Genomic DNA, 25,260 nt, shown 5'->3' with positions numbered 1-25,260 from the left:
ACGGCCGTGGCGTGGGGTGGTCATGCCGCGGACGCTAGCGGTTGTTGCAGCGGCAGAGGCCGGAAGGTAGGCACCAGGAGTCGCAGGACTTGCACCACATTGCTCCCGGCACGGGAGGCTCGCGGTGATCCTGGGACGGGTCCTGATGCTCGGTCATGCTGCGACTCTCTTCGTTGACTTGGCGAGGGTGGTCTTCTGTGGTTCTGCGCGTGGCCCGGCTGTCTCCTGTTGCCGGTTTCGCGGTGGCGCGAGGCCGGGGTCCCTCTCGGCGAGTGCTTTGAGGAGTTGGCCGTCTCGTTCCGCAAGGAGCCGCATGTACAGGTCGCGGTCTTCCGGGAGGCCTTTGAAGTCGTCTGCGCTCATGGCTCTCCTGAGTGCACGGGGACCCGCCCCAATGGGGTGGGGCGGGTCCGGTCGCGGTCGTGGGCCTGGCGGCCATCCCGGTGGCTTCGCTCTCTGCGCGGAGCCGGTGTCTGGCGGGTAGGGCGCGGGGGATTGGCCACCCGCCAGACACCGTTGGGAATGCCGGTGCCACGGCGTGTTGGCGGGCCGGTTCCTCGGCTGTGGCCGTTCCCTCCAACGAAATAGACCGTACCACCATCGAGTGTTGGGATCTATCTGTGCCGTTTGGTTGGCGTCGGCCACAGGGCCGCCCGCCGTGTGCGATCAGGTCAGCCTGCGAGCGCAGGGGTGGCGTCGGCGGGCTCACCCTCGGCGGCGTGACTGGCCCCGTCTTCGCCCGCTCTCGCGAGTGACTGGTCCGTCTCGCCCTCGCCGACGACGGCATGCGCGGCCTCGCCCTCCTCGTCGGCAGCGGGCGCGGACTGAGTGGGCGCGGCGTCCGGCTCACCCTCTCCGCTGCCGTCGACGATCGCAGCCAACTGCGCCTGCGCCGCCTCGGCTTCGGCGGCGAGGTCGGGGGCTGCCGCGTCAGGGCTGACCATGATCTCGCTGGCGTCGGCGTGCGCCTTGGCCTGGCGGAGCTGGAATCGGGCCTTCTGGAGGAGGTCGGAGACTCGGTCCATCTGCTCCAGCCTCTTGCCCACCTCTCCCTCCAGGTGCCGGGCGAGCTCCATCGGGTCGGCCTTGCGGATGCCGTCCAGCAGGCCGCAGATGCGCTCGATCTCGTCGAGGTCGTTTCGGGTCTTGGCCTGTGCGCGCCCCCTCTTGGCCTTCTCCTCCTCCGTCATCTCCTCGACCTGGACCATGGAGTCCTGCGTGGCCGCCTTCTCCTGCTTGCGCATGGCGTAGGCGATGTGGACGAGCTGGTTGTCGCTGGTCTGCCCCTTCTTCCACGTCTCGAAGACGGCCTTCTGGTTGCCCTGGTCCAGGGCGGCGATCTGCACGGCGGCCTGGGTGCCGATGTGGCCGAGGTCGACCGCCTTGGCGATCTCGGGGCGCAGGGCGAGCAGGGCGAGGCGCTGGGTCACGTACGGGACCGTCTTGGAGAACGTCGCGGCGACGGTGGCGGGGGTGGCGCCTTCTTCGGCATCGAGGACCTTCTTGAAGCCGCGGGCCTCCTCCAGCGGGAGCATGTCCTCGCGGTTCAGGTTCTCGGCCATGGCCTTCTTGAAGGACGTGAGGCTGTCGATGCCCTCCGCGCCGTCGCCGAGGAGGATCTTCGCCTCGATGAGGATGTTGCCCGCCATGCCGTTCGCCCGGTATCGGCGCTCTCCGGCAACGAGCTCGTACCCCTTGTCGGCCTTGCGGACGACGACCGGCTGGAGCAGGCCGTGCTGCTGGATAGAGTCGGCCAGCTCCTTCAGCGCCTCCTCGTCGAAGGTCTCGCGAGGCTGCCCGGGGTTGCGGTGGATCTGGGCCATCTTCAAGGTCGCGTACTTGTGCGGCATTTCGGGACTCCAAGAGGTCGAGAGGGGGTCCGTCTCCCCCTCCCCTTATGCTTCTATTTTATAAGCATAGAGGGTCTGGGTCCACAATTTCCGAAAGATTCCCCAGGTCAAACGCAAGAGTGCGGGCCCTCCCCCGACGGGGCCCGCACTCGTGAAGCGATCTACGTTCAGGTCACGCGGCTACGTCGACCGCACTCGACACCCCCTTCTGCGACTCGACCTTCTTCGGGTCGACCACAGCCAGGGCTCCGAGCAGCTCCACCACCTCCCCGTCCGTCAGGCGAACGTTCGGCACGCCGCCGGACTCCTCCAATCGAGCCAGCACGCGCCCGAGTTCGATGTGCACCCCGTCGCCTCCATGTTGCAGCGGTCCGCCCCGCCGACTGGGGCGGGCATCCACTTAGATCCCCACACAGAAGAGTTCACGGCACACATCAGGGGCCACGAGAGTACGTTCGCGCCTTCGCGGTCCAGAGGGCGGAAGTGGGGAGGCGACCCGCTTGGTGAGTACAGCGATCTGCTTCTACCGTTACAGATCTTGCTGTGCCCGTCACCTATTGTCAACTGGCCTAGACATTAGACTTCGCGAAGTCAGCACCCGCCCTCCGCAAGGCAGTTCAGCTGCCGTGCGCACGCCCACCCGTCAAACCGACCCGCCGAAGGAGCAGCCCCGCCATGCCGCCCGGCTCGGATATCCCTCTATCCAGCAAGCTTGCTCACCTCTTGCGGCGCAAGCTCGGCAAAAACGGCAGAACGCCCAGTACGCGGGCACTTGCCGCAGCAACTGCGCAAACGGCAGGGGGCAAACCGGCGATGACCCACCAGGTCATCAACGATCTCCTCAACGGCGTCCGGGAAAACCCAACAGCGTCACAACTCGTCGGCCTCGCAAAGGCTTTCGATTGTCCGATAGCGTACCTACTGCCGGGTTACAACGGTTTGACCTCGCTGTCGGTCTATGAAGGCCAACAAGACGCCCGCAAAGCACTGCTGCTCATCCACGACCTGGGTGAGGCTGGAGCTGCTGAACTCTTGGAGGCCGCACGTGAGATCCGGCTGCGCCATGGCCGCAGCGACCTCGGCGTCCCCGAAGTTCCCGAGCCGCCGCCCCCTGCCGCTGAAACACCACGGCCGGGCCGGCGAAGGCGGCTCAGCTTCAGCGAAGCAGCCGAGCGGGCCGTCTCTGATCTGGAAGGAACCTGAAAATGGACGGCATCGTCTTCGGCTTGTGCGCTCTGGTCTGCATAGCAGGCACCGCACTGTCAGGCCGCGAGGCTTGGCGTCAGCGCACCCGTGCGGAGTACCGCATCGCCCGCTTCGCGCGCACGGTGGCCTTCGGAGTCTGCGGCGTGGGGGTCCTCTTCGCGGTGCCCCCCGTCGAGTCATTCTTCGAGTCCCTGACCGGAATGAACAACGCCGCCAAGCTCGGCGCACACATCTGCGCGGTGCTGTGGTGCGGCAGCCTCCAACTCATGCTCGTGGACTGGTCGTACAACCGTGACGTGCTCAAGGCAAGCCTCTACGCGCGTATCGCCTTCGGCGCATGCGTACTGGCAGCGATGCTCCCGCTCTTCATCGGCGCAACCGACGAGAACACCGAGTTCACCACCGAGTTCGCCACGGTGCCTGGCGTCACCGTCTACCTGATGGTCTACCTCTGCTACGTGGCGGTGACGTGCGGAGAGATCGCCTTCCTCTGCTTCGGAATGGCCATGTCCACCCGGCAGGGCGGACATGCATGGACCGCCCGCGGCCTGATCGTCTCCGCAACGGCCGCCATCCTCGGCGTCGCCTACGCCGTCAGTAAGGGCTCGTACCTCGTCACGCACTACCTCGGCCATCCCTGGCCGCTGCGGTACGAGGAAGTCGTCTCTCCGCTTCTCGCGGGCCTGGCGGTGATCGCGTTGATCACAGGTCTGACCATGGCCATGGTCGGCAAGCGGCTCGCGTCCCGGAAGACAGTGGCGTCAGCCGACGCCTGACAACTCCGGCGGCAGCTTCCTCCAGTGCAACACGACACGACCGGGTTCGATGGTGCGAACCCCGCGAGCACTCGCGGGGAACACCTCCACCTTCTCCAGGAGGAGCCTGAGGATCGCGCTCCGGGAGACGTGCGGCGCCTTGTTCCACCACTTGACGAGATCCTTCGCGCCACCCAGCTTGAAGTTGACCATCTGTTCGGCGAAGCGGATCCGAGCAGCGAGCTCCTTGACGCTGGCCGTGATCTCACGGTCGGCGGCGACGAACGCTTCGCTGCTGATCTCACGCTTGCCGTACAGGGCACCAGCTTCGGTGCGCCGCACCTTCAGGTCCTCGACCGCAGCCTTCATCTCCTCGACCTGCTCGCGCACGGCCTCCTGCGCCTTGAGGATCTGCTCCCGGATGCCGGGCTTGAGGAGTTCGGCGACGGCGTACTCTGCGACGTGGGTCTCCAGCAGCTCGGCGTCGATACGGACTTCGCCGCAGCCTCCGCCAAGTCCCTGTTTGTCCTTGGGGCGACACCGGTAGCCAGGCGTCCCGGCATTCGTGCGTGCCCCCTGGAGATGGAAGCTGCACATGCCGCATTCACTCGCCCCGTCAACGAGGAGATACGGATACACGGGCGCCGCCGAGGCCGGTTTCCGGCGTGCGTCTCGCTCTTGGAGAGCTTCGAACTCTTCGCGGGTGATCGCGCCGGGATGGTTGGCGTCGACGAGGTTTCCTTCGTCGTCGTAGCGCAGTCCGGCGATGGCGGGATTGCGGAAGAGCCTGCCGACGGAGGCGTCCTTCCACTCTCCGCCCATCGTGCCCCGGTAGCCCTCGCCATTCGCCCACAGGGCGACGTCTCCGTTCGACAGCTCCTCGTCGGCCAGCGCGCGGCTGACCATCTGCCGAAGGGGATCCACTTCGTCATCCCGTAGCCGCTGACGCGACTGGTCGTCGAACCCGTAGAGCCGTGGCATGGTCGTCCGTTCTTCTCGTGCCCCCGTTAGCCGCCCGATCTTAGGCCACAGCCCGCCGGAGCGGGCCATGGCCAGACAGGCCGGAACGAAGGCCACGACTGATCACCGTGCCATCGGGCTCACACCGAGGACCTTCCAGAGCGCAGCCGTGGGGATCTTCACCGTGTGCCCCAGCGTCAGTGGCTGCACGGGGAAGGACCCCTCCTTGATCAAGTCGTAAGCCTTGTGCGTCCCGATGCCCAGTGCGCGTGCCGCCGTGACGACGTTCACCGTCGGCGGCAGCGCGAGCAACTCCTCCAAGGTCATGTCGGTGACCTTGGATTTTGTGACTGTCGAGGCGTTCTTGTTTGTCATCGCTGTCGCGTCCTCCCCCGCGCCAACGTGACTTTAAGGATACGCCAACACTGGAGTGTTGGGGCAAGATAAGGGCGTGGTCCAACAAGGACCGTCACAGAACGTCCACAAGTGAAAAGCTACGGAGGGGGACCCTTGTTCGACCCCAGCTACTCACGGCAATGCGCCTGCCAGGAAGCCGTCCTCGACGATGACGGCTCGCCGATACTCCTGGCGAACGGAAGACCCAAGAAGCGCAAGATCGGCGCCACCTGCCCCAAGCTCGAACAGAAGGGCCACGGCACCTGGTACTTCTACTTCGAGCTCGAAGCCGGCGAGGGCGGGACGCGGCAGCGTGTCCGCCGTGGCGGCTTCGCCAAGAAGGACGATGCGAAGAAGAAGGCCGAGGAGATCTACCTCCAGGCCACCGGCGGCGCCGACGTCATGAGCAAGACAACGGTCGGCGAGGATCTGCACGCCTGGCTCAAGCGCAAGAGGAACCTGGCCCGCACCACCCGGCACGGCTACGAGGAGCACATCAAGCTCTACCTCGAACCGCACCTGGGCCACATCAAGCGACGTGACCTCAAGCTCCGGCACATCGAGGCGATGTACGACGCCATCGAACGGGAGAACGCCGAGCGGCTGCTCCACCACGCCAAGGTGGTCGAGCTGGAGCTGAAACGCGACGCCGCCCACACGGCCTGGGTTCGAGCCGCTGGGAAGCAGCAGGAGCGCCGCGAAGCACGGCGGGCTTACCTGAAGGCCAACGCGGCCCTCCGCGAGGGTCGCATGGGCAAGCGGAAGATCACCAGCGCGGCGACGCTACACCGCATCAACGCAACTCTCAGCTCGTTCCTGAACAACGGGATCAAGAGGCAGGAGTACGCGACCAACCTGGCCTCACTCATCGAGCTGCCGCCGATCAAGCGGCCCAAGCCCCTCGTGTGGACGCCCGAACGCGTCGAGGAGTGGAAGCGCACAGGCGTGAAGCCGGGGCCGGTCATGGTCTGGACGGCGGAGCAGACCGGCGCCTTCCTGGACTTCGTCCGAGACGACCGGCTGTACGCGATGTGGCACACGTTCACGTTCATCGGGCCGCGGCGCGGCGAGGTGGCCGCCCTGCCCTGGACGGAGGTCAGCACGACGGCGCTCACCCTGCGGATCTCCGCACAGATCGTCGAAGTGGCCTACCGGCTGTACGGCGAAGCCCCCAAGGCCGACAGCGTCCGCATGAACACCCTGACCGAGGAATCAGGGAGAGTCCTCACCGCGTGGCGCATCCAGCAGGACCAGGAGCGCGAACAGTGGGCCGAAGTGGAAGCCTGGCAAGAGTCCGGCTGCGTCTTCACCCAGGAGAACGGAGCGCCGCTTCACCCTGACTGGATCAGTCGACGCTTCCAGCGGCTGGTGGAACTGTCCGGGCTCCCTCCTGTGCGCCTTCACGACCTCCGCCACATCTCCGCGACCCTCTCGCTGCTCGCCAAGAACGACATCAAGACGGTCCAGGAAAGGCTGGGGCACTCCTCACGCCAGATCACCTCCGACACGTACACCAGCGTCCTGCCCGAGCTGATGCGCGCCGAGGCGGAGTCCACCCTGGCAGTCGTCCCGCGCAACGTGCCGTACCAGGAACAGCAGCGGCTGAAGGTCCCCGAGGAAGCCTTCCGGGACGACGTCGCCGTGCTCTACGTCCACGGCTCCCGGTACACCGGAGGCAAATGGTCCGTCGGCGCCAAGCTCCGGCACGACGGCGACGTCCTGGGCGAGATCCGCGCCGTGAGTAAGGGCCCGGACCAGACCAGCGACGCCGCGATCAAGTGGATCAGCGAGCACTGCGCCAGCAACAGCTACGAGGTGCTGCGCGTGGAGGACCACTCCAACCAGTACTCCGAAGAGCAGCGCCCCTACTTCGCTCTGCTGAGGTTCTTCATCGCCCGGCCCGCAGGGCGCGACGTTGAGAACTTCGTCCGGCCTCAGCGCCCCGAGCAGGACGCTAGCCATCAGATCGAGGCCCCTGAGAGAGGGCGGAGCGTCCCAGAAGACGACCCGAACGAGAGTCTGCGTCCCGCAGCTTGACGCGCGTCCCGAATTTGTCCTGCCGATCATGAAATCTTGATCGAGCAAGAGCCGCCAGGACCCCTCGGACATCGCCCCGACCAGCAAAGATGCTGGTCAGAACGATTCTTCGCACAAAGTGCGGAGTGGGGCGGGAGGGACTCGAACCCTCGACCGACGGATTATGAGTCCGCTGCTCTAACCGGCTGAGCTACCGCCCCTAACGGCGCGTCGCGCACATTTGTGCGCGCCGTCTGCCGCAGCATAGCCGCTCATACGATCTCCTGCTCCGGCTGGTCGGCTATGCACGACCATGAGGACCCCGTTGCGGCCCGCGTGGTTCCACCGGGGGCGAAACAAGCACGTACGAGGGATCGTTGGGGGTGGGTCCCGGAGGGGTCCGGGTATGCGAGAGGGCCCCGGGGGCGTCGTGGACGGACGCTTCAGGGGCCCTCTCGGACAGCTCTCCCGACTGGACTCGAACCAGTAACCTGCCGGTTAACAGCCGGCTGCTCTGCCAATTGAGCTACAGGAGACCGCGCTCCCCCGACTGGACTCGAACCAGTAACCTGCCGGTTAACAGCCGGCTGCTCTGCCAATTGAGCTACAGGGGAATGACTCTTGGTGACGGAGTCACTGCAACAATGTCACCTACCTGGGGATTCCCGGGCGGCGTGCGCTTGCTGCGACACATACATTAGCGCAAGCAGGGGGGTGCTCCGCCAATCGGTTCCCCCACGACCGACGTCGGGACAGTCGAGGCAAGGGAAGGGTGGCCGTCATGCGCTACCGGCTCACATTCGTGGCAGGTCTGGCTCTCGGGTACGTGCTCGGGACCCGGGCCGGACGCGAGCGTTACGAGCAGCTGAAGAAATCGGTTCGTGAGATCTCCCAGAACCCCGCCGTCCGCAACACCGTGGAGTCCGCGGCCCAGCAGGGCCGGGGCGTCGCGGGCAAGGCCTTCCACTCGGTGTCGGAGAAGGTCGGCGACCGGATGCCGGACTCCGTGGCCGACCGGGTGCGGTCGCTGCGCGAGCGCGGGCAGGGCGCGGAGGACGACTGGGGCACCAGCAACACGTAGCCGCGTCGGCGGCAGCGTGCGCGGCCGGTGTGCGCCGGGCGCGCTCCGCCGCGCGTCACCTGCGACGACGAGCCCCGTACGGACAGCCGTGCGGGGCATCGTCCGTTGTGCGGCAGAATCCTCGGCATGGGGATAGTCGCGGGGTTGGACAGTTCGCCCGAATTCACACGCATCGTGGTCTGTGACGCCGACACGGGCGCCGTACTCAGGCAGGGCTATGCCCCGCATCCGCTGGAGACTCCGGAGGGCGGCGGGAAACCGACGGACGTCGACCCGCAGGCCTGGCTGCTCTCCCTCGGTGAGGCCGCGGGCGGTGGACTGCTCGAAGGCGTGCAGGCGATCGGCGTGTGCGCGCAGCAGCACGCCCTGGTGCCGCTCGACTCGCAGGGCAACACGGTCCGGCCCGCCCTCGTCGGCAACCACCCGCGCGCCCAGGTCGCCGCCGCCGACCTCGTCGACGGTCTCGGCGGCCGGCAGGCGTGGGCCCAGGCCGTGGGCTGCGTACCGCAGGCCCCGATGCCCGTGACGAAGCTGCGCTGGCTGGCCCGGCACGAGCCGGAGGCCGCGCTGCGCACCCAGATGCTGATGCAGGCCCACGACTGGCTGGTGTGGCAGTTGCTCGGGCGGCCCGCGCGGCGCAGCACCGACCGGGGCGGGGCCTCGGGTACGGGGTACTGGTCGGCGGCGACCGGCTCCTACCGTCCGGACCTGGTGGAGCTCGCGCTCGGGCACCAGGCGATGCTGCCGGAGGTCATCGGTCCGGCGGATGCCGCGGGTACGACGCCGGAGGGGCTGCTGATCTCCGCCGGCACCGGCGAGACCATGGCCGCCGCCTTCGGGCTCGGGGTGCGGCAGGGCGACGCCGTCGTCTCGCTCGGCGCCTCCGGGTCCGTGATGGCGGTGCACCACGAGGCGCTGGTCGACGCGAGCGGGACGATCACCTCGCTGGCCGACGCCACCGGCATGCACCTGCCGGTCGTCCACACCCTCAACGCCGTGCGGACGCTGCGCGGCACCGCCGAGATGCTGGGCGTGCCCGATCTCGAAGCGCTCTCCGACCTGGCCCTGAAGTCGACGCCCGGCGCCCACGGACTCGTGCTCCTGCCCTATCTGGAGGGCGAGAAGACGCCGAGCCTGCCGCACGCGGCGGGCACCCTGACCGGCCTTCGACGCGAGTCGATGAAGCCCGAGCACCTGGCGCGCGCCGCCTTCGAGGGCATGCTGTGCGGGCTCGGCGACGCCCTCGACGTGCTGCGCGGGCGGGGCGTCGAGGTGCGGCGCGTGTTCCTGCTCGGCCCCGCCGCCGACCTGCCCGCGGTGCGGGCGATGGCGCCGATGCTGTTCGGCACGCAGGTCGTGGTCGTACAGCCCGCGGACTACGCGGCGATCGGTGCCGCGCGGCAGGCCGCCTGGGCGCTGACCGGGCAGCTGCCGCTGTGGCAGGGCGCGGTCGCGCAGGTCTTCGAGCCCGGTGAGGAGCTGGCCGTCGGGCAGGCGGTGCGGCAGCAGTACGTGACGGTGCGGGAGCAGGCGCACCCGGGGGCGTTCTCGGGGACGCCGGTCGCCTGAGCTGTCCCCCAGCCATTGCCACCGACCCGTCGGCAACGTTCGGCCGGGTCGGCCGTTTTGCTGCGGAATCGGGCATTCCGCAGCACTGCGTGAGGGAATCAAAGCGTTCAGTGTGCCCAGTTCTTTACCAAGGCTGATTTTTGACCGAGTCATGGGTTAATCGGTTGCACGAGGGCGGGTGCGGTGGCGCAGGATGGTGGGCGACTTCGTCGACGCCTCCCCCATCCGAGACTCAGCCGAGAGACGAGCGTGCTCATACGACTCCTGCGGACCCATCTGGGTCCGTACAAGAAGCCCATCGCCTTGCTGGTGCTCCTGCAGTTCCTGCAGACCTGCGCCTCGCTCTATCTCCCCACCCTGAACGCCGACATCATCGACAACGGTGTCATCAAGGGGGACACCGGCTACATCCTGTCGTTCGGTGCCCTGATGCTGGCCGTCACCGTGGGCCAGATGGCGTGCAACATCGGCGCCGTCCTGTACGGCGCCCGCACCGCGTCGGCCGTCGGCCGGGACGTCCGGGCCGCCGTGTTCGACCGGGTGCAGTCCTTCTCCGCGCGGGAGCTCGGCCAGTTCGGGGCGCCCACGCTGATCACGCGGACGACCAATGACGTCCAGCAGGTCCAGATGCTCGTGCTGATGGCGTTCACGCTGATGGTGTCGGCGCCGATCATGTGCGTCGGCGGCATCGTGATGGCGCTCGGCCTCGACGTGCCGCTGTCGTCGGTGCTGCTCGCCGTGGTGCCGGTGCTCGGCATCAGCGTCAGCGTGATCGTGCGCCGCCTGCGGCCGCTGTTCCGCACCATGCAGGAGCGCCTGGACACGGTGAACCGGGTGCTTCGCGAGCAGATCACCGGCAACCGCGTCATCCGCGCCTTCGTCCGCGACTCCTACGAGAAGGAGCGCTTCCGGGGCGCCAACGCCGAGCTGACCGAGGTCTCGGTGAGCACCGGCAAGCTGCTCGCGTTCATGTTCCCGATCGTCATGACGGTGGTGAACCTGTCGTCGATCGCCGTCGTCTGGTTCGGCGCGCACCGCATCGACGACGGCGGCATGCAGATCGGCGCGCTCACCGCGTTCCTCGCCTATCTCATGCAGATCGTCATGTCCGTGATGATGGCCACCTTCATGTTCATGATGATCCCGCGGGCCGAGGTGTGCGCCGAGCGGATCCAGGAGGTCCTGGACACCGACACCAGCGTGGTGCCCCCAGCGGAGCCGGTGCGGGAGCTGCGCGGCCACGGCCACCTGGAGCTGCGCGGCGCCGGCTTCCGCTACCCGGGCGCCGAGGAGCCGGTGCTCAAGGCCATCGACCTCATCGCGCGCCCCGGCGAGACGACCGCCGTGATCGGGTCGACGGGCAGCGGCAAGTCGACGCTGCTCGGCCTCGTGCCGCGGCTGACGGACGTGACCGAGGGCGAGGTCCTGGTGGGCGGCGTCGACGTGGCCACCGTCGAGCCCGCGCTGCTGGCCCGCACCGTCGGACTCGTACCGCAGAAGCCGTATCTGTTCGCCGGGACCGTGGCGAGCAATCTGCGGTACGGCAATCCGGACGCGACGGACGAGGAGCTGTGGCACGCCCTGGAGGTGGCGCAGGCCAAGGAGTTCGTGGAAGGGCTCCCGGAGGGGCTCGACGCGCCGATCGCGCAGGGCGGCTCCAATGTGTCCGGCGGTCAGCGGCAGCGCCTGTCCATCGCGCGGACGCTGGTGCAGCGGCCGGAGATCTACCTCTTCGACGACTCCTTCTCCGCGCTCGACTACGCCACCGACGCGGCGCTGCGGGCCGCGCTCGCCGAAGAGACCCACGAGGCGACCGTCGTGATCGTCGCCCAGCGGGTGTCCACCATCCGTGACGCCGACCGCATCGTGGTCCTCGACGAGGGCCGGGTCGTCGGCACGGGCCGCCATCACGAGCTGATGGACGACAACGAGACGTACCGGGAGATCGTCCTCTCCCAGCTGACGGAAGCGGAGGCCGCGTAATGCCCCCTGGTGGCATCGGTGGACCGATGATGGGGCCCGACTCCCGGTCCATGGACTTCAAGGGGTCGGGGAAGCGGCTGCTCGCGCAGTTCCGGCCCGAGCGGGTCACGATGTACGGGATGCTCGCGGCCGGCGTGATCAGCGTCGCGCTGTCCGTGCTCGGCCCGAAGATCCTCGGTCACGCGACCGACCTGGTCTTCGCGGGCATCGTCGGCCGGGACATGCCCGAGGGCGAGTCGAAGGCCGAGGCCATCGAGCGGCTGCGCGAGCACGGCGACGGCGGCATGGCCGACATGCTCTCCGGGCTCGACTTCACGCCGGGCGACGGCATCGACTTCGGCGCGGTCGGCTCGGTGCTCCTGCTCGCGACGGGCGCGTTCCTCGCGGCGGGCCTGATGATGCTGGTGGCCACGCGGCTCTCCAACCGGGCCATCAACCGGACCGTGTTCCGGCTGCGCGGCGACGTGCAGGCGAAGCTGTCGCGACTGCCCCTGTCGTACTTCGACAAGCGGCAGCGCGGCGAGGTCCTGAGCCGGGCCACGAACGACATCGACAACATCAACCAGACGCTCCAGCAGTCGATGGGCCAGCTCATCAACTCCCTCCTGACCATCGTCGGCGTGCTCGCGATGATGTTCTGGATCTCCCCGCTGCTCGCCCTGGTGGCGCTGGTGACGGTGCCGCTGTCGTTCGTCGTGGCGACGAAGGTCGGCAAGCGCTCCCAGCCGCAGTTCGTGCAGCAGTGGAAGTCCACGGGCGCGATGAACGCGCACGTGGAGGAGATGTACACCGGGCACACCCTGGTGAAGGTCTTCGGCCGCCAGGAGGAGTCCGCGAAGGCCTTCGAGGAGCACAACGACGCGCTGTACGAGGCGTCGTTCAAGGCACAGTTCAACAGCGGCATCATGCAGCCGCTGATGTTCTTCATGTCGAACCTGAACTACGTCCTCGTGGCCGTGGTGGGCGGCTTGCGGGTGGCTTCGGGAGCCCTGTCCATCGGTGACGTGCAGGCCTTCATCCAGTACTCCCGGCAGTTCTCGATGCCGCTGACGCAGGTCGCCTCCATGGCGAACCTGGTGCAGTCCGGCGTCGCCTCGGCCGAGCGGATCTTCGAACTCCTCGACGCCGACGAGCAGGACGCCGACCCCGTGCCGGGCGAGCGTCCCGTCGACCCGCGCGGGCGCGTGGAGATGCAGCACGTGTCCTTCCGGTACGAGCAGGACAAGCCGCTGATCGAGGACCTGTCGCTGGTCGTGGAGCCGGGGCACACCGTCGCCATCGTCGGACCGACCGGCGCGGGCAAGACGACACTGGTGAATCTGCTCATGCGGTTCTACGAGGTCACCGGCGGCCGCATCACCCTCGACGGAGTCGACGTGGCCCGGATGTCCCGCGACGAACTGCGCGGCGGCATCGGCATGGTGCTCCAGGACACCTGGCTGTTCGGCGGCACCATCGCGGAGAACATCGCGTACGGAGCCGCATCAGGAGGGGCGGCGCGCAGCGCCTCAGGCAAGGGTGGTGGCGGGAGACGGGCGGGAGTCTCGCGCGAGCAGGTCGAGGAGGCCGCGCGGGCCGCGCACGCCGACCGGTTCATCCGGACGCTGCCCGACGGGTACGACACCGTCATCGACGACGAGGGCACGGGGGTCAGCGCGGGTGAGAAGCAGCTCATCACCATCGCGCGGGCGTTCCTCTCCGACCCGGTGATCCTCGTCCTCGACGAGGCGACGAGTTCCGTGGACACGCGGACCGAGGTGCTGATCCAGAAGGCGATGGCGCGGCTCGCGCACGGGCGCACGTCGTTCGTCATCGCTCACCGTCTTTCGACGATTCGTGACGCCGACACGATTCTGGTGATGGAGGACGGGGCGATCGTGGAACAGGGCACGCATGACGCGCTGCTGGCCGCGGAGGGGGCGTATGCCCGGCTGTACGCGGCTCAGTTCGCGCAGGCCGTGGCTGAGGTCGACTAGGGTCGTCGGGCTTTCGGGGTTCTGCGTGTGCCGGTCCGTCGTGGCTGGTCGCGCCCACGCGGCGGTGCCGCACACGTCAGAGCCCCGCGCCCCTGGCCGTAGCGACAGGCCGAACCCTCTAGTCCAGGTAGCCGCGCAGCTGATCCGCGAACGCGTGGTCCCTCAGCTTGTTGAGGGTCTTGGACTCGATCTGGCGGATGCGTTCGCGGGTCACTCCGAAGATGCGGCCGATCTCCTCCAGGGTGCGGGGGCGGCCGTCCGCGAGGCCGTAGCGGAGTTGGACGACCTTGCGTTCGCGTTCGCCGAGGGTGGAGAGCACGGCCTCCAGGTGTTCGCGCAGGAGCAGGAACGCCGCGGACTCCACGGGGCTGGCCGCGTCGCCGTCCTCGATGAGGTCGCCGAGCGCGACGTCGTCCTCCTCGCCCACGGGCGCGTGCAGCGACACGGGCTCCTGGGCGAGGCGCAGGACCTCGCTGACCCGCTCGTGCGGCAGGTCCAGGTGGGCGGCGACCTCTTCGGGGGTCGGTTCGTAGCCGCGCTCCTGGAGCATGCGGCGCTGGACGCGTACGACCCTGTTGATGAGCTCGACGACGTGGACGGGCACGCGGATGGTGCGGGCCTGGTCGGCGAGGGCGCGGGACATGGCCTGGCGGATCCACCAGGTCGCGTACGTCGAGAACTTGTAGCCGCGGGCGTAGTCGAACTTCTCCACGGCCCTGATCAGGCCGAGGTTGCCCTCCTGGACCAGGTCGAGCATGGTCAGGCCGCGGCCCACGTACCGCTTGGCGACGGAGACGACCAGGCGCAGGTTGGCCTCGATGAGGCGGCGCTTGGCCATCCGGCCCATCACGACCAGCTTGTCCAGGTCCAGGGCGAGCTGGGAGTCCGGGTCGGAGGTGCCCGCCAGTTTCTCCTCGGCGAACAGGCCCGCCTCGACGCTGCGCGCCAGCTCGACCTCCTCGGCGGCGGTGAGCAGCGGTATCCGACCGATCTCGCGCAGGTACTGGCGGAACAGGTCGGAGGAGGGGCCGCCGGTGTCGGCGCGGCTGCGGGGGCTCGGTACCTCGACGACCTCGACGACCTCCTCCGGCGGCTGCTCGGGGGCCTGTTCGGCTGCCTCCGGCAGTTCCGGGTGGAGCGGCGCGGGGGCCTGCGGCGGGACCGCCGCGATGATGTCGACGTCCTCCGTCGCGGCCGCGGGCGCGGCGGTGTCGGTCTGGGTGAGGGTCTGGGTCTGCACGGGGGCGACCTCCAGGGTGATCGCTGCGGCGGGGGGCGGCAGCGGTACAGCGGGACCGGGGTCGACGGCCTCGCCGCTGTCCGTCCCGAACACGATGTGTGGAACCGCGGGAATGTCGGACCCGCTGGCTTCTGCGGGCCGGCCGCGCTCCGAGGACTCAGGCACCGCAACCCAGTGTGGAGTACGACACACGGCCGCCACGAGGGGCGTGCGGGGACTTTTTGAGTCCGGTGCGTGACCGGTCGGTTACCCCGCGCGGGGCGCCCCGGTCCCGCCCCTTCTCCGAAACCGGGGGCCGCGCCCCCTGGACCCCCGCTTGTCGGCGCTCCGCGGCTCGCCCTCAAGCGCCGGACGGGCTGACTCGGGCGGGCGTCCCCGGCGGGTGGGACAGGCCCCCGCCGAATCGGCGCTCCGCGCCTCGTCCTCCAGCGCCGGACGGGCCGATATGGCCCCTGCGGCGGGTGAGGGGCAGGTCAGAGCGCCGCCGCGCCGCGCTCGCGGAGCGCGCGGCCGTACTGCTGCAGGACCCACAACTCGTTCTGGACGGCGGAGAGTTGCTCGGGGTCGCCGTGGCTTCCTGCGAGGCGGGCGAAGGTGCCCTGGACGTCGCGGACACGCCGGTCCACCGCGCGCAGCCGGACCGTGACCAGCTGCTCCCCCGCGTACGCCGCGTCGACGGTGCGGCGCATGATCGCTTCGACGGCCAGCTCCGTGACCATGGCGCGAACCCCGTCGTCGGGGGCGGCGTCGCGGACCCGGACCAAGTAGTCCTGCGGGTCCTGGGTGCCGTACTCGGCGCCGCCCGCGTCGAGGATCGCCTGGCGCACGGCGGCGTAGGGCGCGGCGGTGAACTCGTCGACGCCGTACGCGTCGAAGGCCGGGGAGACCAGGTCCGGGTGCTGGAGGGCGAGCTTCAGGAGCTCGCGCTCGGTGGCGTACACGGGGTTGCGGAGGTTCAGGGCCGGACCCGCGTGGCCCTGCCGGGGGGCGGCGGGGGCGGGGCCCTGGGGGGCGGTGCCGCGCTGCGGGGCGGGGCCCTTGCCGCCGCGCTCGCGGGCCCAGCGGGCGAGCTGTGCCACGCGCTTGACGACGAACTGGGTGTCGAGGATGCCGAGCATGCCGGCGAGCTGCACGGCGACCTCGTGCTGGGCGCCGGTGTTCTTGATGCGGGCGACGACGGGCGCCGCCTCGTCCAGGGCGGCGGCGCGGCCCGCGGGGGTCTCCAGGTCGTAGCGCGCGACGATCTGGCGGAGCGCGAACTCGAACAGCGGGGTGCGGGGTTGGACGAGGTCGGCGACCGCCTCGTCGCCCTTGGCGAGCCGCAGGTCGCAGGGGTCCATGCCGTCGGGCGCGATGGCGATGTACGTCTCGGCGGCGAACTTCTGGTCGTCCTCGAAGGCGCGCAGGGCCGCCTTCTGGCCGGCCGCGTCGCCGTCGAAGGTGAAGATCACGCGGGCCGAGCCGTTGTCCATGAGGAGGCGCCGCAGGATCTTGATGTGGTCGCCGCCGAAGGCCGTGCCGCAGGTCGCGATGGCCGTGGTGACGCCCGCGAGGTGGCAGGCCATGACGTCGGTGTAGCCCTCGACGACGACGGCCCTGCTGGCCTTGGCGATGTCCTTCTTGGCGAGGTCGATGCCGTACAGGACCTGGGACTTCTTGTAGATCGGGGTCTCGGGCGTGTTCAGGTACTTCGGGCCGTTGTCGTCGTCGCGGAGCTTGCGGGCGCCGAAGCCGACGACCTCGCCGCCGATGTCGCGGATCGGCCACATCAGCCGTCCCCGGAAGCGGTCGATGGGGTTGCGGCGGGACTCCTGGGAGAGGCCGGAGAGCAGCAGTTCCTTGTCCGTGAAGCCCTTGCCGCGCAGGAAGCGGGTGAGGTGGTCCCAGCCCGCCGGGCTGTAGCCCACGCCGAAGTGCGCCGCCGCGGCCTGGTCGAAGCCGCGCTCCGCGAGGAACTTGCGGCCGATCTCGGCCTCGGGGCTCTCCAGCTGGGCGATGTAGAACTCGGTGGCCGCCTTGTGGGCCTCGATCAGGCGGATGCGTTCGCCTCGCTGGTGCGAGGGGTTGTACCCGCCCTCCTCGTAGCGCAGCGTGATGCCCGCCTTGGCGGCCAGGCGCTCCACCGCCTCGGAGAAGGTCAGGTGGTCGACCTTCATCACGAAGGTGAGGGTGTCGCCGCCCTCCTGGCAGCCGAAGCAGTGGAACAGGCCCTTGCTGGGGCTGACCTGGAACGACGGGGACTTCTCGTCGTGGAAGGGGCAGAGGCCCTTGAGGTTTCCGCCGCCGGCGTTGCGCAGCTGGAGGTATTCGGACACCACGGCGTCGATCGGGACCGCGTCCCGAACCGCCTTCACATCCTCGTCATTGATCCGCCCAGCCACGCCCAGATTCTACGGCTCGGCGCGGACACGCCTGTCCTCAGTGCCCTCGCGGGGACGCCCGGTCCCGCCCCTCAGGGGGGCCAGAGGGCGCGGCCCCCGTTCTCGGAGAAGGGGCGGGACCGGGGCGCCCCCGCGAGGCCTAGCCCAGGAGGGCGGACAGGGGGCGGGACGGGTCCGCGAGGGTGTCGGGGTCGGGGCGGGCCCCGGTCCTGATCAGGTTCTGGATGGATTCCGTGACGTCCCACACATTCACGTTCAGGCCGGCCAGGACCTGCCCCTCGCGCAGCCAGAACGCGATGAACTCCCGCTTCCCCGCGTCCCCGCGGATCACCACCTGGTCGTACGAGCCGGGCGGCGCCCAGCCGGAGTACTCCAGACCGACGTCGTACTGGTCGGAGAAGAAGTACGGCACGCGGTCGTAGGTGACCTCCTTGCCGAGCATGGCGCGGGCGGCGGCCGGCCCGCCGTTGAGGGCGTTCGCCCAGTGCTCGACGCGCAGGCGGACGCCGAAGAGCGGGTGGAGGACGGCGGCCACGTCGCCGGCGGCGTAGATGTCGGGGTCGGAGGTGCGCAAGGAGGTGTCCACGGCGATGCCGCCGCCGTCCGAGCGGTCCACCAGGGTCAGGCCCGCGGACTCGGCGAGCGCCGTGCGCGGCGCGGCGCCGATCGCGGCGAGCACGTCGTGCGCCGGGTGCTCCTCGCCGTCGTCGGTGCGGGCGGCGAGGACCATGCCGTCCTGGCCCGTGATCTCGGTGAGGCGGGCGCCGAAGTGGAAGCGGACGCCGTGCTCGGCGTGCAGGTCGGCGAAGATCTGGCCGATCTCGGGGCCGAGCACGGCGTGCAGCGGCGCCGGCTCGGGCTCGACGACGGTGACCTCCGCGCCGTACTCCCGCGCGGCGGCGGCGACTTCGAGGCCGATCCAGCCCGCGCCCGCGATCACCAGGTGGCCGTTGTCGCGGCCGAGGGCGGCGAGGACGTGCCGGAGGCGGTCGGCGTGGGCGAGGCGGCGCAGGTGGTGCACGCCCGCGAGGCCGGTGCCGGGGACGTCCAGGCGGCGTGGCTCGGCGCCGGTGGCGAGGAGCAGCTTGTCGTAGCGGATGACGGTGCCGTCGCCGAGGCGGACGGTGTGCGCGGCGCGGTCTATGGCGACGACGGTCTGGCCGAGGTGCAGTTCGACGTCGGCCTGCGCGTACCACGCGGGTTCGTGGACGAAGACGCTGTCGCGGTCCTCCTTGCCCAGCAGGTAGCCCTTGGACAGGGGCGGGCGTTCATAGGGGTGGTCGCGCTCGTCGCCGATGAGGATCACCCGCCCGGTGAAGCCCTCGGCCCGGAGCGTCTCGGCCGCTTTCGCACCCGCGAGGCCCCCTCCGACGATGACGAACGTCTGATCCGCGTCGACCACTTGATGCCTCCTAGAAACCTTCAGCTCATGGGAGCGTCCCGCACGGAGGGTGATGGCGGAAGGGGGTGCGCGGCCCTGTGGCACCCTTTTGCGCCTAAACCGGCGCCGCTCGCGCGGAACCGGTTACGCACCGTTCGGGCTCCTCAATTTATGGGTTGCTCCGATCATTGCCCAGGACGACCGCCCGTGAGCCGCAGGTGCAAGGACCGCGCGGCGGCGTCCGTGAGGGAGGCGATCTGGTCGATGACGACGCGCTGGGCGGCGCGGTCGTCGGTCGCCGCGTCGTACAGCGCCCGGAACTGCGGGTCGAGGCCCTCGGGGGCGCGGGCGGTGAGGGCGGCGGCGAGTTCCGCGACGATGACGCGCTGGTCGGCGCGGAGCCGCTCCTGGGCGGGGCGCTGCATCACGTAACGGTCCGCGACGGCCTTGAGGACCGCGCACTCCAGGCGGGCCGCGCGGGGCACGACGAGTTCGGCGGCGTAGCGGGTGAGCGGTCCGGTGCCGTACCGCTCCCTGGTCGCGGTCTCCGCGGCCAGGCAGAACCGGCCGATGAGCTGGCTGGTGGCGTCCTTGAGCCGGGCCTGGGCGACGGCCGACCCGTCGTACCCGTGCGGCCACCACTGCTGTTCCTGCAGCCGGTCGAGGGCCTCGGCCAGCTCCTCGGGGTCGGTGTCCTCGGGTACGTAGCGGCCGATGGCGACGGCGAAGACGTCCTGCCGTTCGGGTTCGGCGTGCAGCAGGTTCGGGTCGAGGTGTCCGGCGTGCAGGCCGTCCTCGACGTCGTGCACCGAGTACGCGACGTCGTCCGACCAGTCCATGATCTGCGCCTCGAAGCAGGTGCGGTGCCCGGAGCCCGGGTGGGCGGGCGCCTCCTTGCGCACCCAGTCGAACACCGGCCGGTCGTCCTCGTACACGCCGAACTTCACCGACGACGGGTCGGTGGGGTGGGAGCCGCGCGGCCACGGGTACTTGGTGGCGGCGTCCAGCGCGGCACGCGTGAGGTTGAGGCCGACGCTGATCAGCTCGCCGTCGCGCCCTCCCCGGGTGAACCGCTTCGGCTCGATGCGCGTCAGGAGCCGCAGCGACTGGGCGTTGCCCTCGAACCCCCCGCACCCTTGGGCGACTTCGTTCAGCGCCTGCTCGCCGTTGTGCCCGAACGGCGGGTGCCCCAGGTCGTGGGAGAGACACGCGGTCTCCACCAGGTCCGGATCACACCCGAGCGCGGCGCCCAGCTCCCGGCCGACCTGGGCGCACTCCAGCGAGTGCGTCAGCCGCGTCCGCGCGCTGGCGTCCCACTCCTGGCTCTTCGTGCCCGGCGTCACCACCTGCGTCTTCCCCGCGAGCCTGCGCAGCGCCGCCGAGTGCAGCACCCGCGCCCGGTCCCGCTGGAAGTCCGTGCGCCCCGGCCGTTTGTCCGGCTCGGGCGCCCAGCGCTCGACGGCTGCCTCGTCGTAGAGAACGGTGTGCGGGTGCGGTGCGGTGCCTGCCATGGACTGACAGTAGACGGGACGGGAGGCGGGCCGCGCGGGGGGCCCGGCTGCGGCGGGGTGTCCGCGTCAGGCGGACGCCAGCTGCCGGTGGCGCGTGGGTGCGGCCGACCGTGCCTGGTCGTAGCGGTGCAGGAGCAGGGCCGCGAGGGCCGGATGCGCGCCGAGCGGGGCGGCGGCGAGCCACGGCGCGGCGTCGGCGACCTGGGTGGCGAAGCGGCCGGGCGCGGTGAAGTACGACGCCACGGCGGCGTGGCGCACCCCGCGGGCCGCGAGCGCGCGCAGGGCCGCGGGCACCGTCGTCGGGGTGTGCTCGGTCGGCGCGGCGTACGCGGGCACGACCGGGACGCCGAGGCGGCGGGCCAGGAGACCGGCGGCCCTGCGGGTGTCCACGGCGGCGTCCGGGTCGCGGGAGCCCGCGGCGGCGAGGACCACGCCGTGTCCCTCCGCGGCGGCCCCGGCGGGCCAGCCCGCTTCGGCGAGGCGGGTGTGCAGGGCCTCGACGAGGAGGGGGTGGGGGCCGAGAGGGGCGGCGAGGAGGAGAGGGCGGGCCGCCGCGGCGGCGGCTGCGGCGGGGATGTCGTGCTTGACGTGGTAGCCGCGGCTGAGCAGGAGCGGTACGAGGACGGCGCCGGGGCCGTCGGCGGGCAGGCCGCGCAGCGTCTCGTCGAGACCGGGCTCGTTCAGCTCGATGTGCCCGAGCCGCACGTCCAGACCCGGGCGAAGGGCACGGACGACGTCGCTCAGCGCGGTCACGGTGAGGCGGGCGCGGGGGTCACGGCTGCCGTGGGCCACGAGGACGAGGGCGGGCGCGGGGGGCGTGAGGGGTGCGGAGGCGGGAGCGGGGAGTGCGGGGGCGGGGAGTGCGGGGGCGGGGGTGCGGTCGGGGTCCGTCCTGCGGGACCCGGTGAGGGTGACGTGCCCGAGGCGGGTGCCCAGCTCGCTGGTGATGCGGGTGATGAGTTGGGCGGTGGTGTCGAAAGGAGCGGTGAGGTCGAAGGGAGCGGTGAGGTCGGAACGAGCGGTGAGGGCGGAAGGGGTGGTGGCCGCAGGGGCGGTGGGGGCCGCCTGGGAGGCGAGGTCCGGCGATGCCGTGGGGTCCGGCAGGGCCGTGGGGTCCGGATGCGGATGCGACGGCGTCATGGACCGAGGATGGCGGGGGCAGATTGCGGTCCCGTTGCGTCGCCGTGACGAGTGCTTTCGGGAGGGCTCACTGGTGGGGTGGGGGGACTGTCAGGGTGGGGTGATGGTGAGGGTGGGCGGTGATCGGCCACACGGAGTGGGCGCGTCAGGAGCCGGACTCGCGCGAGGGTGGCACCGACGAAACGCGGCGGCGGGTCGATAGGCTCCCGGTCCATCGGACGAACCCTGCTCCGCCCAGGCATCAGCTCCGCCCAGGCATCAGACGAGGACCCCTCCCATGCCCCGTGCTTCCGCCCTGATGTGTGCCGCCGCCACCGCCGTGGCCCTGACCTTGCCGTTCGCGACGCCCGTCGTCGCCGCCGAGCCCGGTGGGTCTCTGACGATCAACGGCACCACGTACAACGACCCGCGTCCGGGCTGTTACCCCAGCAACGCGCCCAACGCCCTCGTCGTCAACAACACCGGGCGCGACGCCTACGTGTACGCCGACCCGCGCTGCCGGGACCTGAAGGAACTCCAGGTCGTCGCTCCTGGGGCCACCGGCTATGTGTCGGGCGGCCAGGGCGTTCACATCATCTGAGCCGGAGCGTTCACGTCATCCGGAATCGGCCCCGGCCTCACAGCCGGGGCCGGCCCCGCCGGAGGTCGCCGTACCGCTCGCGTAACGCGTCGGCCCGTGGCGTGAAACACGCGCGACCCAGGGTGGGCGTATGCACCCCACAGTCGCACCCGAACGGATCCCCTCCGCGCCGGCACCGCGCCCCGCCCCCTCGGAGCACGTCGCGCCCGGCGAGGCCACCCCCACCCACTGCCCCTACTGCGCCCTCCAGTGCGGCATGGGTCTCGTACGGGGAGCGGCGGGCGTGGAAGTCGTCGAGCGGCCCGCGTTTCCCGTCAACGGGGGCGCGCTGTGCGGGAAGGGGCGCACGGCGCCCGCTCTGCTGTCGTCGCGGGTGCGGTTGACCGAGCCGCTGGTGCGGTCCCCCGTCAGCGGGGAGCTCGAACCCGCGGGGTGGGACGAGGCGCTGGACCGGGTCGCCGACGGGCTCGCCCGGGTTCGGCGGGAGTACGGGGCGGATGCCTGCGGGGTGTTCGGCGGGGGCGGGCTCACCAACGAGAAGGCGTACGCGTTGGGGAAGTTCGCGCGGGTCGTCCTCGGGACCTCGCAGATCGACTACAACGGGCGGTTCTGCATGTCCTCCGCCGCTGCCGCCGGGATCCGGGCCTTCGGGCTCGACCGGGGGCTGCCCTTTCCGCTCGCCGATGTCGCCCGCACCGGATGCGTGATCCTCGTCGGCTCCAATCTGGCCGAGACCATGCCGCCCGCGCTGCGGTACCTGACCGGACTCAAGGACAACGGCGGTACGTTGATCGTCGTCGATCCGCGGCGTACGCGTACCGCCGAGCACGCCGACCTCCATCTCGCCCCGCGCCCCGGCACCGACCTCGCCCTCGCTCTTGGCCTTCTGCACCTCGTGGTGGCCGAGGGGCGCGTCGACGAGGCGTACATCCGGGAGCGTACGACCGGGTGGGAGGAGGCCAGGGCCGCCGCCATGGCGCACTGGCCCGAGTACGTGGAACGGGTCACGGGAGTTCCCGTACCCCAACTGAGGGAAGTCGTACGGCGGTTCTGTGACGCCGAGAACGCCATGGTGCTCACCGCCCGCGGGCCCGAGCAGCAGGCCAAGGGCACCGACACCGTGGGCGCCTGGATCAATCTGTGCCTCGCCACGGGGAGGCCCGGGCGGCCGCTGTCCGGGTACGGGTGCCTGACCGGGCAGGGGAACGGGCAGGGCGGGCGCGAACACGGGCAGAAGGCCGATCAGTTGCCGGGGTACCGGAAGCTCACCGATCCCGCGGCGCGGGCGCATGTCGCCGGGGTGTGGGGAGTCGACCCCGATTCCCTGCCGGGGCCCGGACGGTCCGCCTACGAGCTCCTCGACGCGCTCGGGAGGGACGTGAAGTCGCTGCTCCTGATGGGGTCCAACCCTGTGGTCTCGGCTCCGCGGGCCGCCCATGTGGAGGAGCGGATACGGTCGTTGGACTTCCTGGTCGTCGCCGACGTGGTGCTCTCCGAGACCGCTCGGCTCGCGGACGTCGTCCTGCCGGTCACCCAGTGGGCCGAGGAGACGGGGACCGTCACCAACCTCGAAGGGCGGGTGCTGCTGCGCCGGCGCGCCGTCGACCCACCCGCCGGTGTGCGCAGCGACCTCGACGTGCTGCACGGGCTCGCCTCGCGGCTCGGGCACGGGGAGAGGTTCCCGGTCGTCGCGGAGGAGGTGTTCGAGGAGTTGCGGCGGGCCAGTGCGGGCGGGGTCGCGGACTATTCCGGGATCACTTACGGACGGTTGCGGGAGGGGGGTGGCGAGGGGGTCTTCTGGCCCTGCCCCGAGGAACCTGAGGGACTTGAGGGGCCTGAGGGGCCTGAGGGGCCTGAGGGGCCTGAGGAAGGGGGCAGGGAGGGTGAGGGTGTTCGTGGGGGTACGCCTCGGTTGTTCCTTGAGCGGTTCGCCACCGAGGACGGGCGGGCCCGGTTCGTGGCCGTCGCCCATCGGGACTGTGCCGAGGAGACCGACGCGGAGTATCCCGTCGTGCTGACCACCGGACGAGTGCTCTCGCAGTACCAGTCCGGGGCGCAGACGCGGCGCGTGGAGGAGTTGAACGCCGCCGCGCCCGGGGCGTTCGTCGAGGTGCACCCTCGGCTCGCCGCGTGGTTGCGGGTCGCCGAGGGGGACGAGGTCGCCGTGGTGTCGCGGCGGGGGCGGGTGGTGGTGCCGGTGCGGGTCACCGCGGGGATCCGGGCCGACACCGTGTTCATGCCGTTCCACTGGCCGGGGGAAGGGCGGGCCAATACGCTCACGCATCCCGCGTTGGATCCTGTTTCGAGGATGCCGGAGTTCAAGGTGTGTGCGGTGCGGGTGGAGCGGGTCTGAGGCCTGCCCCGCCGGCTCCGGCCTCCTCGGCCTCCGGGGGCCACCTGCCGCCGGGCAGCAGTACCCCCCGCGTCCGCAATCGCTCCGCGAGCCTCTCCCCCGCCACGTACACCCACGCTCTCCGCCGCGTTCCGTCCGCGCAGTGCACCTCGCGGGAGACGCGTTCGTAGAGGTTGTGGCGGGCGCCGGGGGTGTATTCCTCCAGGTGGTCCAGGGCCGTGCGGACCGATGCGTAGGCGGCGGGGTGGGGGGTGATCAGGTCTCCGTGGACGGGGCCCGCGGTGGGGGTCTCCACGGCGTAGGGGTAGCCGGGGCCGTCGTAGAGGGCCGTGTCGGGCAGGCGGGCGGGGGTGTGGGACGTGATGCGGCCGGCCAGGTGGGCGGTGTGGTTGCGTTCGCCGGGGCGGAGCGTGCCGTAGACGAAGAACGGCAGGTGCTCCAGGTGATCGGCGTCCGCGTCGGCAGGGGTCACGCCGGGTCCCCCGCGCTCGTCTCCTCGGCCACCCAGGCCAGGTACGCCGCGCTGCCCCGGGCCACGGGGGTCGCGATGATCTCCGGCGTTTCGTAGTCGTGGGCCGCGAGGAGCCAGGACTCCAGGGCGGGGTAGCGGGACTCGGTCGTCTTCAGGAGCACCTGCCACTCCCGGGCCGTCTCGACCGCGCCCTCCCAGCGGTACACCGACGTCACCGGGCCGCTGATCTGCGCGCACGCCGCCACCCGCGCCGCCACGGCACCGCGCGCCAGCGCGTCCGCCTTGTCCGGGGTGTCGGTCGTCGTCAGGACGGTCAGTACGGTCACGGCGGCGGGGGCGGTCTGGTCGGTCACGGGGGACGCTTCCTCTCCTCGGAGCCTCTCGGGGCCTCGGGCCCCAGGTACGGGGAG

Annotated in this window: 20 protein-coding genes and 3 tRNA genes; 9 read left to right on the top strand and 14 right to left on the bottom strand. The window is 70.5% G+C overall.

The annotated features are described in order from the left end of the window. Positions 1-671 precede the first annotated feature (671 nt). Both QUY26_RS27160 and QUY26_RS27155 read right to left on the bottom strand, forming a co-directional pair. Complete coding sequence (locus QUY26_RS27160) at positions 672-1,850, bottom strand: ParB/RepB/Spo0J family partition protein (protein ID WP_289951094.1); 1,179 nt, start codon at positions 1,848-1,850, stop codon at positions 672-674. Positions 1,851-2,022: 172 nt separating this feature from the next. After that, positions 2,023-2,196 (bottom strand): hypothetical protein, encoded by a 174-nt coding sequence (locus QUY26_RS27155; protein WP_289951093.1) that lies wholly within the window; start codon positions 2,194-2,196, stop codon positions 2,023-2,025. 329 nt (positions 2,197-2,525) lie between these two features. Between QUY26_RS27155 and QUY26_RS27150 the strand changes: the two genes are divergently transcribed. Next, a complete protein-coding gene (locus QUY26_RS27150; RefSeq protein ID WP_289951091.1) occupies positions 2,526-3,053 on the top strand; it encodes a hypothetical protein in 528 nt (175 codons plus the stop codon). A gap of 2 nt (positions 3,054-3,055) precedes the next feature. After that, positions 3,056-3,832 (top strand): hypothetical protein, encoded by a 777-nt coding sequence (locus QUY26_RS27145; RefSeq protein ID WP_289951089.1) that lies wholly within the window; start codon positions 3,056-3,058, stop codon positions 3,830-3,832. On the opposite strand, the gene QUY26_RS27140 is transcribed toward QUY26_RS27145, so the two are convergent. Both QUY26_RS27140 and QUY26_RS27135 read right to left on the bottom strand, forming a co-directional pair. Then, positions 3,818-4,792 carry a recombinase family protein gene (locus QUY26_RS27140; protein WP_289951088.1) on the bottom strand — a complete coding sequence of 325 codons (975 nt, stop codon included), beginning with the start codon at positions 4,790-4,792 and terminating at the stop codon, positions 3,818-3,820. The two genes, QUY26_RS27145 and QUY26_RS27140, sit on opposite strands and share 15 nt — an antisense overlap. Before the next feature lie 102 nt (positions 4,793-4,894). Next, a complete protein-coding gene (locus QUY26_RS27135) occupies positions 4,895-5,146 on the bottom strand; it encodes a DNA-binding protein (protein WP_289951086.1) in 252 nt (83 codons plus the stop codon). Between the two features lie 135 nt (positions 5,147-5,281). Here QUY26_RS27135 and QUY26_RS27130 point away from each other — a divergent pair, with 135 nt between their 5' ends. After that, entirely contained in the window at positions 5,282-7,204 is a 1,923-nt protein-coding gene (locus QUY26_RS27130; protein WP_289951084.1) for a site-specific integrase, read from the top strand. A gap of 126 nt (positions 7,205-7,330) precedes the next feature. On the opposite strand, the gene QUY26_RS27125 is transcribed toward QUY26_RS27130, so the two are convergent. The 3 genes from QUY26_RS27125 to QUY26_RS27115 form a co-directional block, all read right to left on the bottom strand. Continuing rightward, positions 7,331-7,404 (bottom strand) — tRNA-Ile (locus tag QUY26_RS27125). A gap of 242 nt (positions 7,405-7,646) precedes the next feature. After that, positions 7,647-7,719 (bottom strand) — tRNA-Asn (locus QUY26_RS27120). Positions 7,720-7,724: 5 nt separating this feature from the next. Beyond that, a tRNA-Asn gene (locus tag QUY26_RS27115) sits at positions 7,725-7,797 on the bottom strand. Positions 7,798-7,964: 167 nt separating this feature from the next. Here QUY26_RS27115 and QUY26_RS27110 point away from each other — a divergent pair. The 4 genes from QUY26_RS27110 to QUY26_RS27095 all read left to right on the top strand — a co-directional run bounded on the left by QUY26_RS27110 (position 7,965) and on the right by QUY26_RS27095 (position 13,792). Beyond that, on the top strand, positions 7,965-8,264 hold the full coding sequence (locus tag QUY26_RS27110) for a YtxH domain-containing protein (protein WP_289951082.1): 300 nt from the start codon (positions 7,965-7,967) through the stop codon (positions 8,262-8,264). Between the two features lie 126 nt (positions 8,265-8,390). Beyond that, entirely contained in the window at positions 8,391-9,833 is a 1,443-nt protein-coding gene (locus QUY26_RS27105) for an FGGY family carbohydrate kinase (RefSeq protein WP_289951080.1), read from the top strand. Positions 9,834-10,082: 249 nt separating this feature from the next. Next, on the top strand, positions 10,083-11,816 hold the full coding sequence (locus QUY26_RS27100) for an ABC transporter ATP-binding protein (RefSeq protein WP_289951078.1): 1,734 nt from the start codon (positions 10,083-10,085) through the stop codon (positions 11,814-11,816). Between the two features lie 26 nt (positions 11,817-11,842). Beyond that, complete coding sequence (locus QUY26_RS27095; RefSeq protein WP_289951076.1) at positions 11,843-13,792, top strand: ABC transporter ATP-binding protein; 1,950 nt, start codon at positions 11,843-11,845, stop codon at positions 13,790-13,792. Between the two features lie 118 nt (positions 13,793-13,910). On the opposite strand, the gene QUY26_RS27090 is transcribed toward QUY26_RS27095, so the two are convergent. The 5 genes from QUY26_RS27090 to QUY26_RS27070 all read right to left on the bottom strand — a co-directional run bounded on the left by QUY26_RS27090 (position 13,911) and on the right by QUY26_RS27070 (position 21,445). Further along, the gene (locus tag QUY26_RS27090; RefSeq protein WP_289951075.1) at positions 13,911-15,197 is read right to left on the bottom strand and encodes an RNA polymerase sigma factor; all 1,287 of its coding nucleotides are present in this window, start codon (positions 15,195-15,197) and stop codon (positions 13,911-13,913) included. A 308-nt stretch (positions 15,198-15,505) separates the two neighbouring features. After that, entirely contained in the window at positions 15,506-17,413 is a 1,908-nt protein-coding gene (gene dnaG / locus QUY26_RS27085) for a DNA primase (protein ID WP_289951072.1), read from the bottom strand. Positions 17,414-17,552: 139 nt separating this feature from the next. After that, the gene (locus QUY26_RS27080) at positions 17,553-18,815 is read right to left on the bottom strand and encodes an NAD(P)/FAD-dependent oxidoreductase (RefSeq protein ID WP_289951070.1); all 1,263 of its coding nucleotides are present in this window, start codon (positions 18,813-18,815) and stop codon (positions 17,553-17,555) included. Between the two features lie 164 nt (positions 18,816-18,979). Further along, positions 18,980-20,305 (bottom strand): deoxyguanosinetriphosphate triphosphohydrolase, encoded by a 1,326-nt coding sequence (locus QUY26_RS27075; RefSeq protein WP_289951068.1) that lies wholly within the window; start codon positions 20,303-20,305, stop codon positions 18,980-18,982. Between the two features lie 66 nt (positions 20,306-20,371). After that, positions 20,372-21,445 carry a sirohydrochlorin chelatase gene (locus QUY26_RS27070; RefSeq protein WP_289951066.1) on the bottom strand — a complete coding sequence of 358 codons (1,074 nt, stop codon included), beginning with the start codon at positions 21,443-21,445 and terminating at the stop codon, positions 20,372-20,374. Positions 21,446-21,722: 277 nt separating this feature from the next. On the opposite strand from QUY26_RS27070, the gene QUY26_RS27065 reads away from it, so the two are divergent. Both QUY26_RS27065 and QUY26_RS27060 read left to right on the top strand, forming a co-directional pair. After that, on the top strand, positions 21,723-22,025 hold the full coding sequence (locus tag QUY26_RS27065) for a hypothetical protein (RefSeq protein ID WP_289951065.1): 303 nt from the start codon (positions 21,723-21,725) through the stop codon (positions 22,023-22,025). A gap of 256 nt (positions 22,026-22,281) precedes the next feature. Then, entirely contained in the window at positions 22,282-24,378 is a 2,097-nt protein-coding gene (locus tag QUY26_RS27060; protein ID WP_436840530.1) for a molybdopterin oxidoreductase family protein, read from the top strand. Here the strand turns inward: QUY26_RS27060 and QUY26_RS27055 are convergent. Continuing rightward, entirely contained in the window at positions 24,344-24,850 is a 507-nt protein-coding gene (locus tag QUY26_RS27055) for a gamma-glutamylcyclotransferase family protein (RefSeq protein ID WP_289951063.1), read from the bottom strand. The two genes, QUY26_RS27060 and QUY26_RS27055, sit on opposite strands and share 35 nt — an antisense overlap. Beyond that, positions 24,847-25,203, bottom strand: a complete 357-nt coding sequence (cutA, locus tag QUY26_RS27050; RefSeq protein ID WP_289951061.1) for a divalent-cation tolerance protein CutA — start codon at positions 25,201-25,203, stop codon at positions 24,847-24,849. The genes QUY26_RS27055 and cutA overlap by 4 nt, the downstream gene beginning before the upstream one ends. Between the last annotated feature and the right edge of the window lie 57 nt (positions 25,204-25,260).

Source organism: Streptomyces flavofungini (genome assembly GCF_030388665.1).
Taxonomy (GTDB): Bacteria; Actinomycetota; Actinomycetes; order Streptomycetales; family Streptomycetaceae; genus Streptomyces; species Streptomyces flavofungini_A.
The sequence above is the reverse complement of the archived record's forward strand: the minus strand, read 5'-3'. Positions and strand labels throughout refer to the sequence as shown.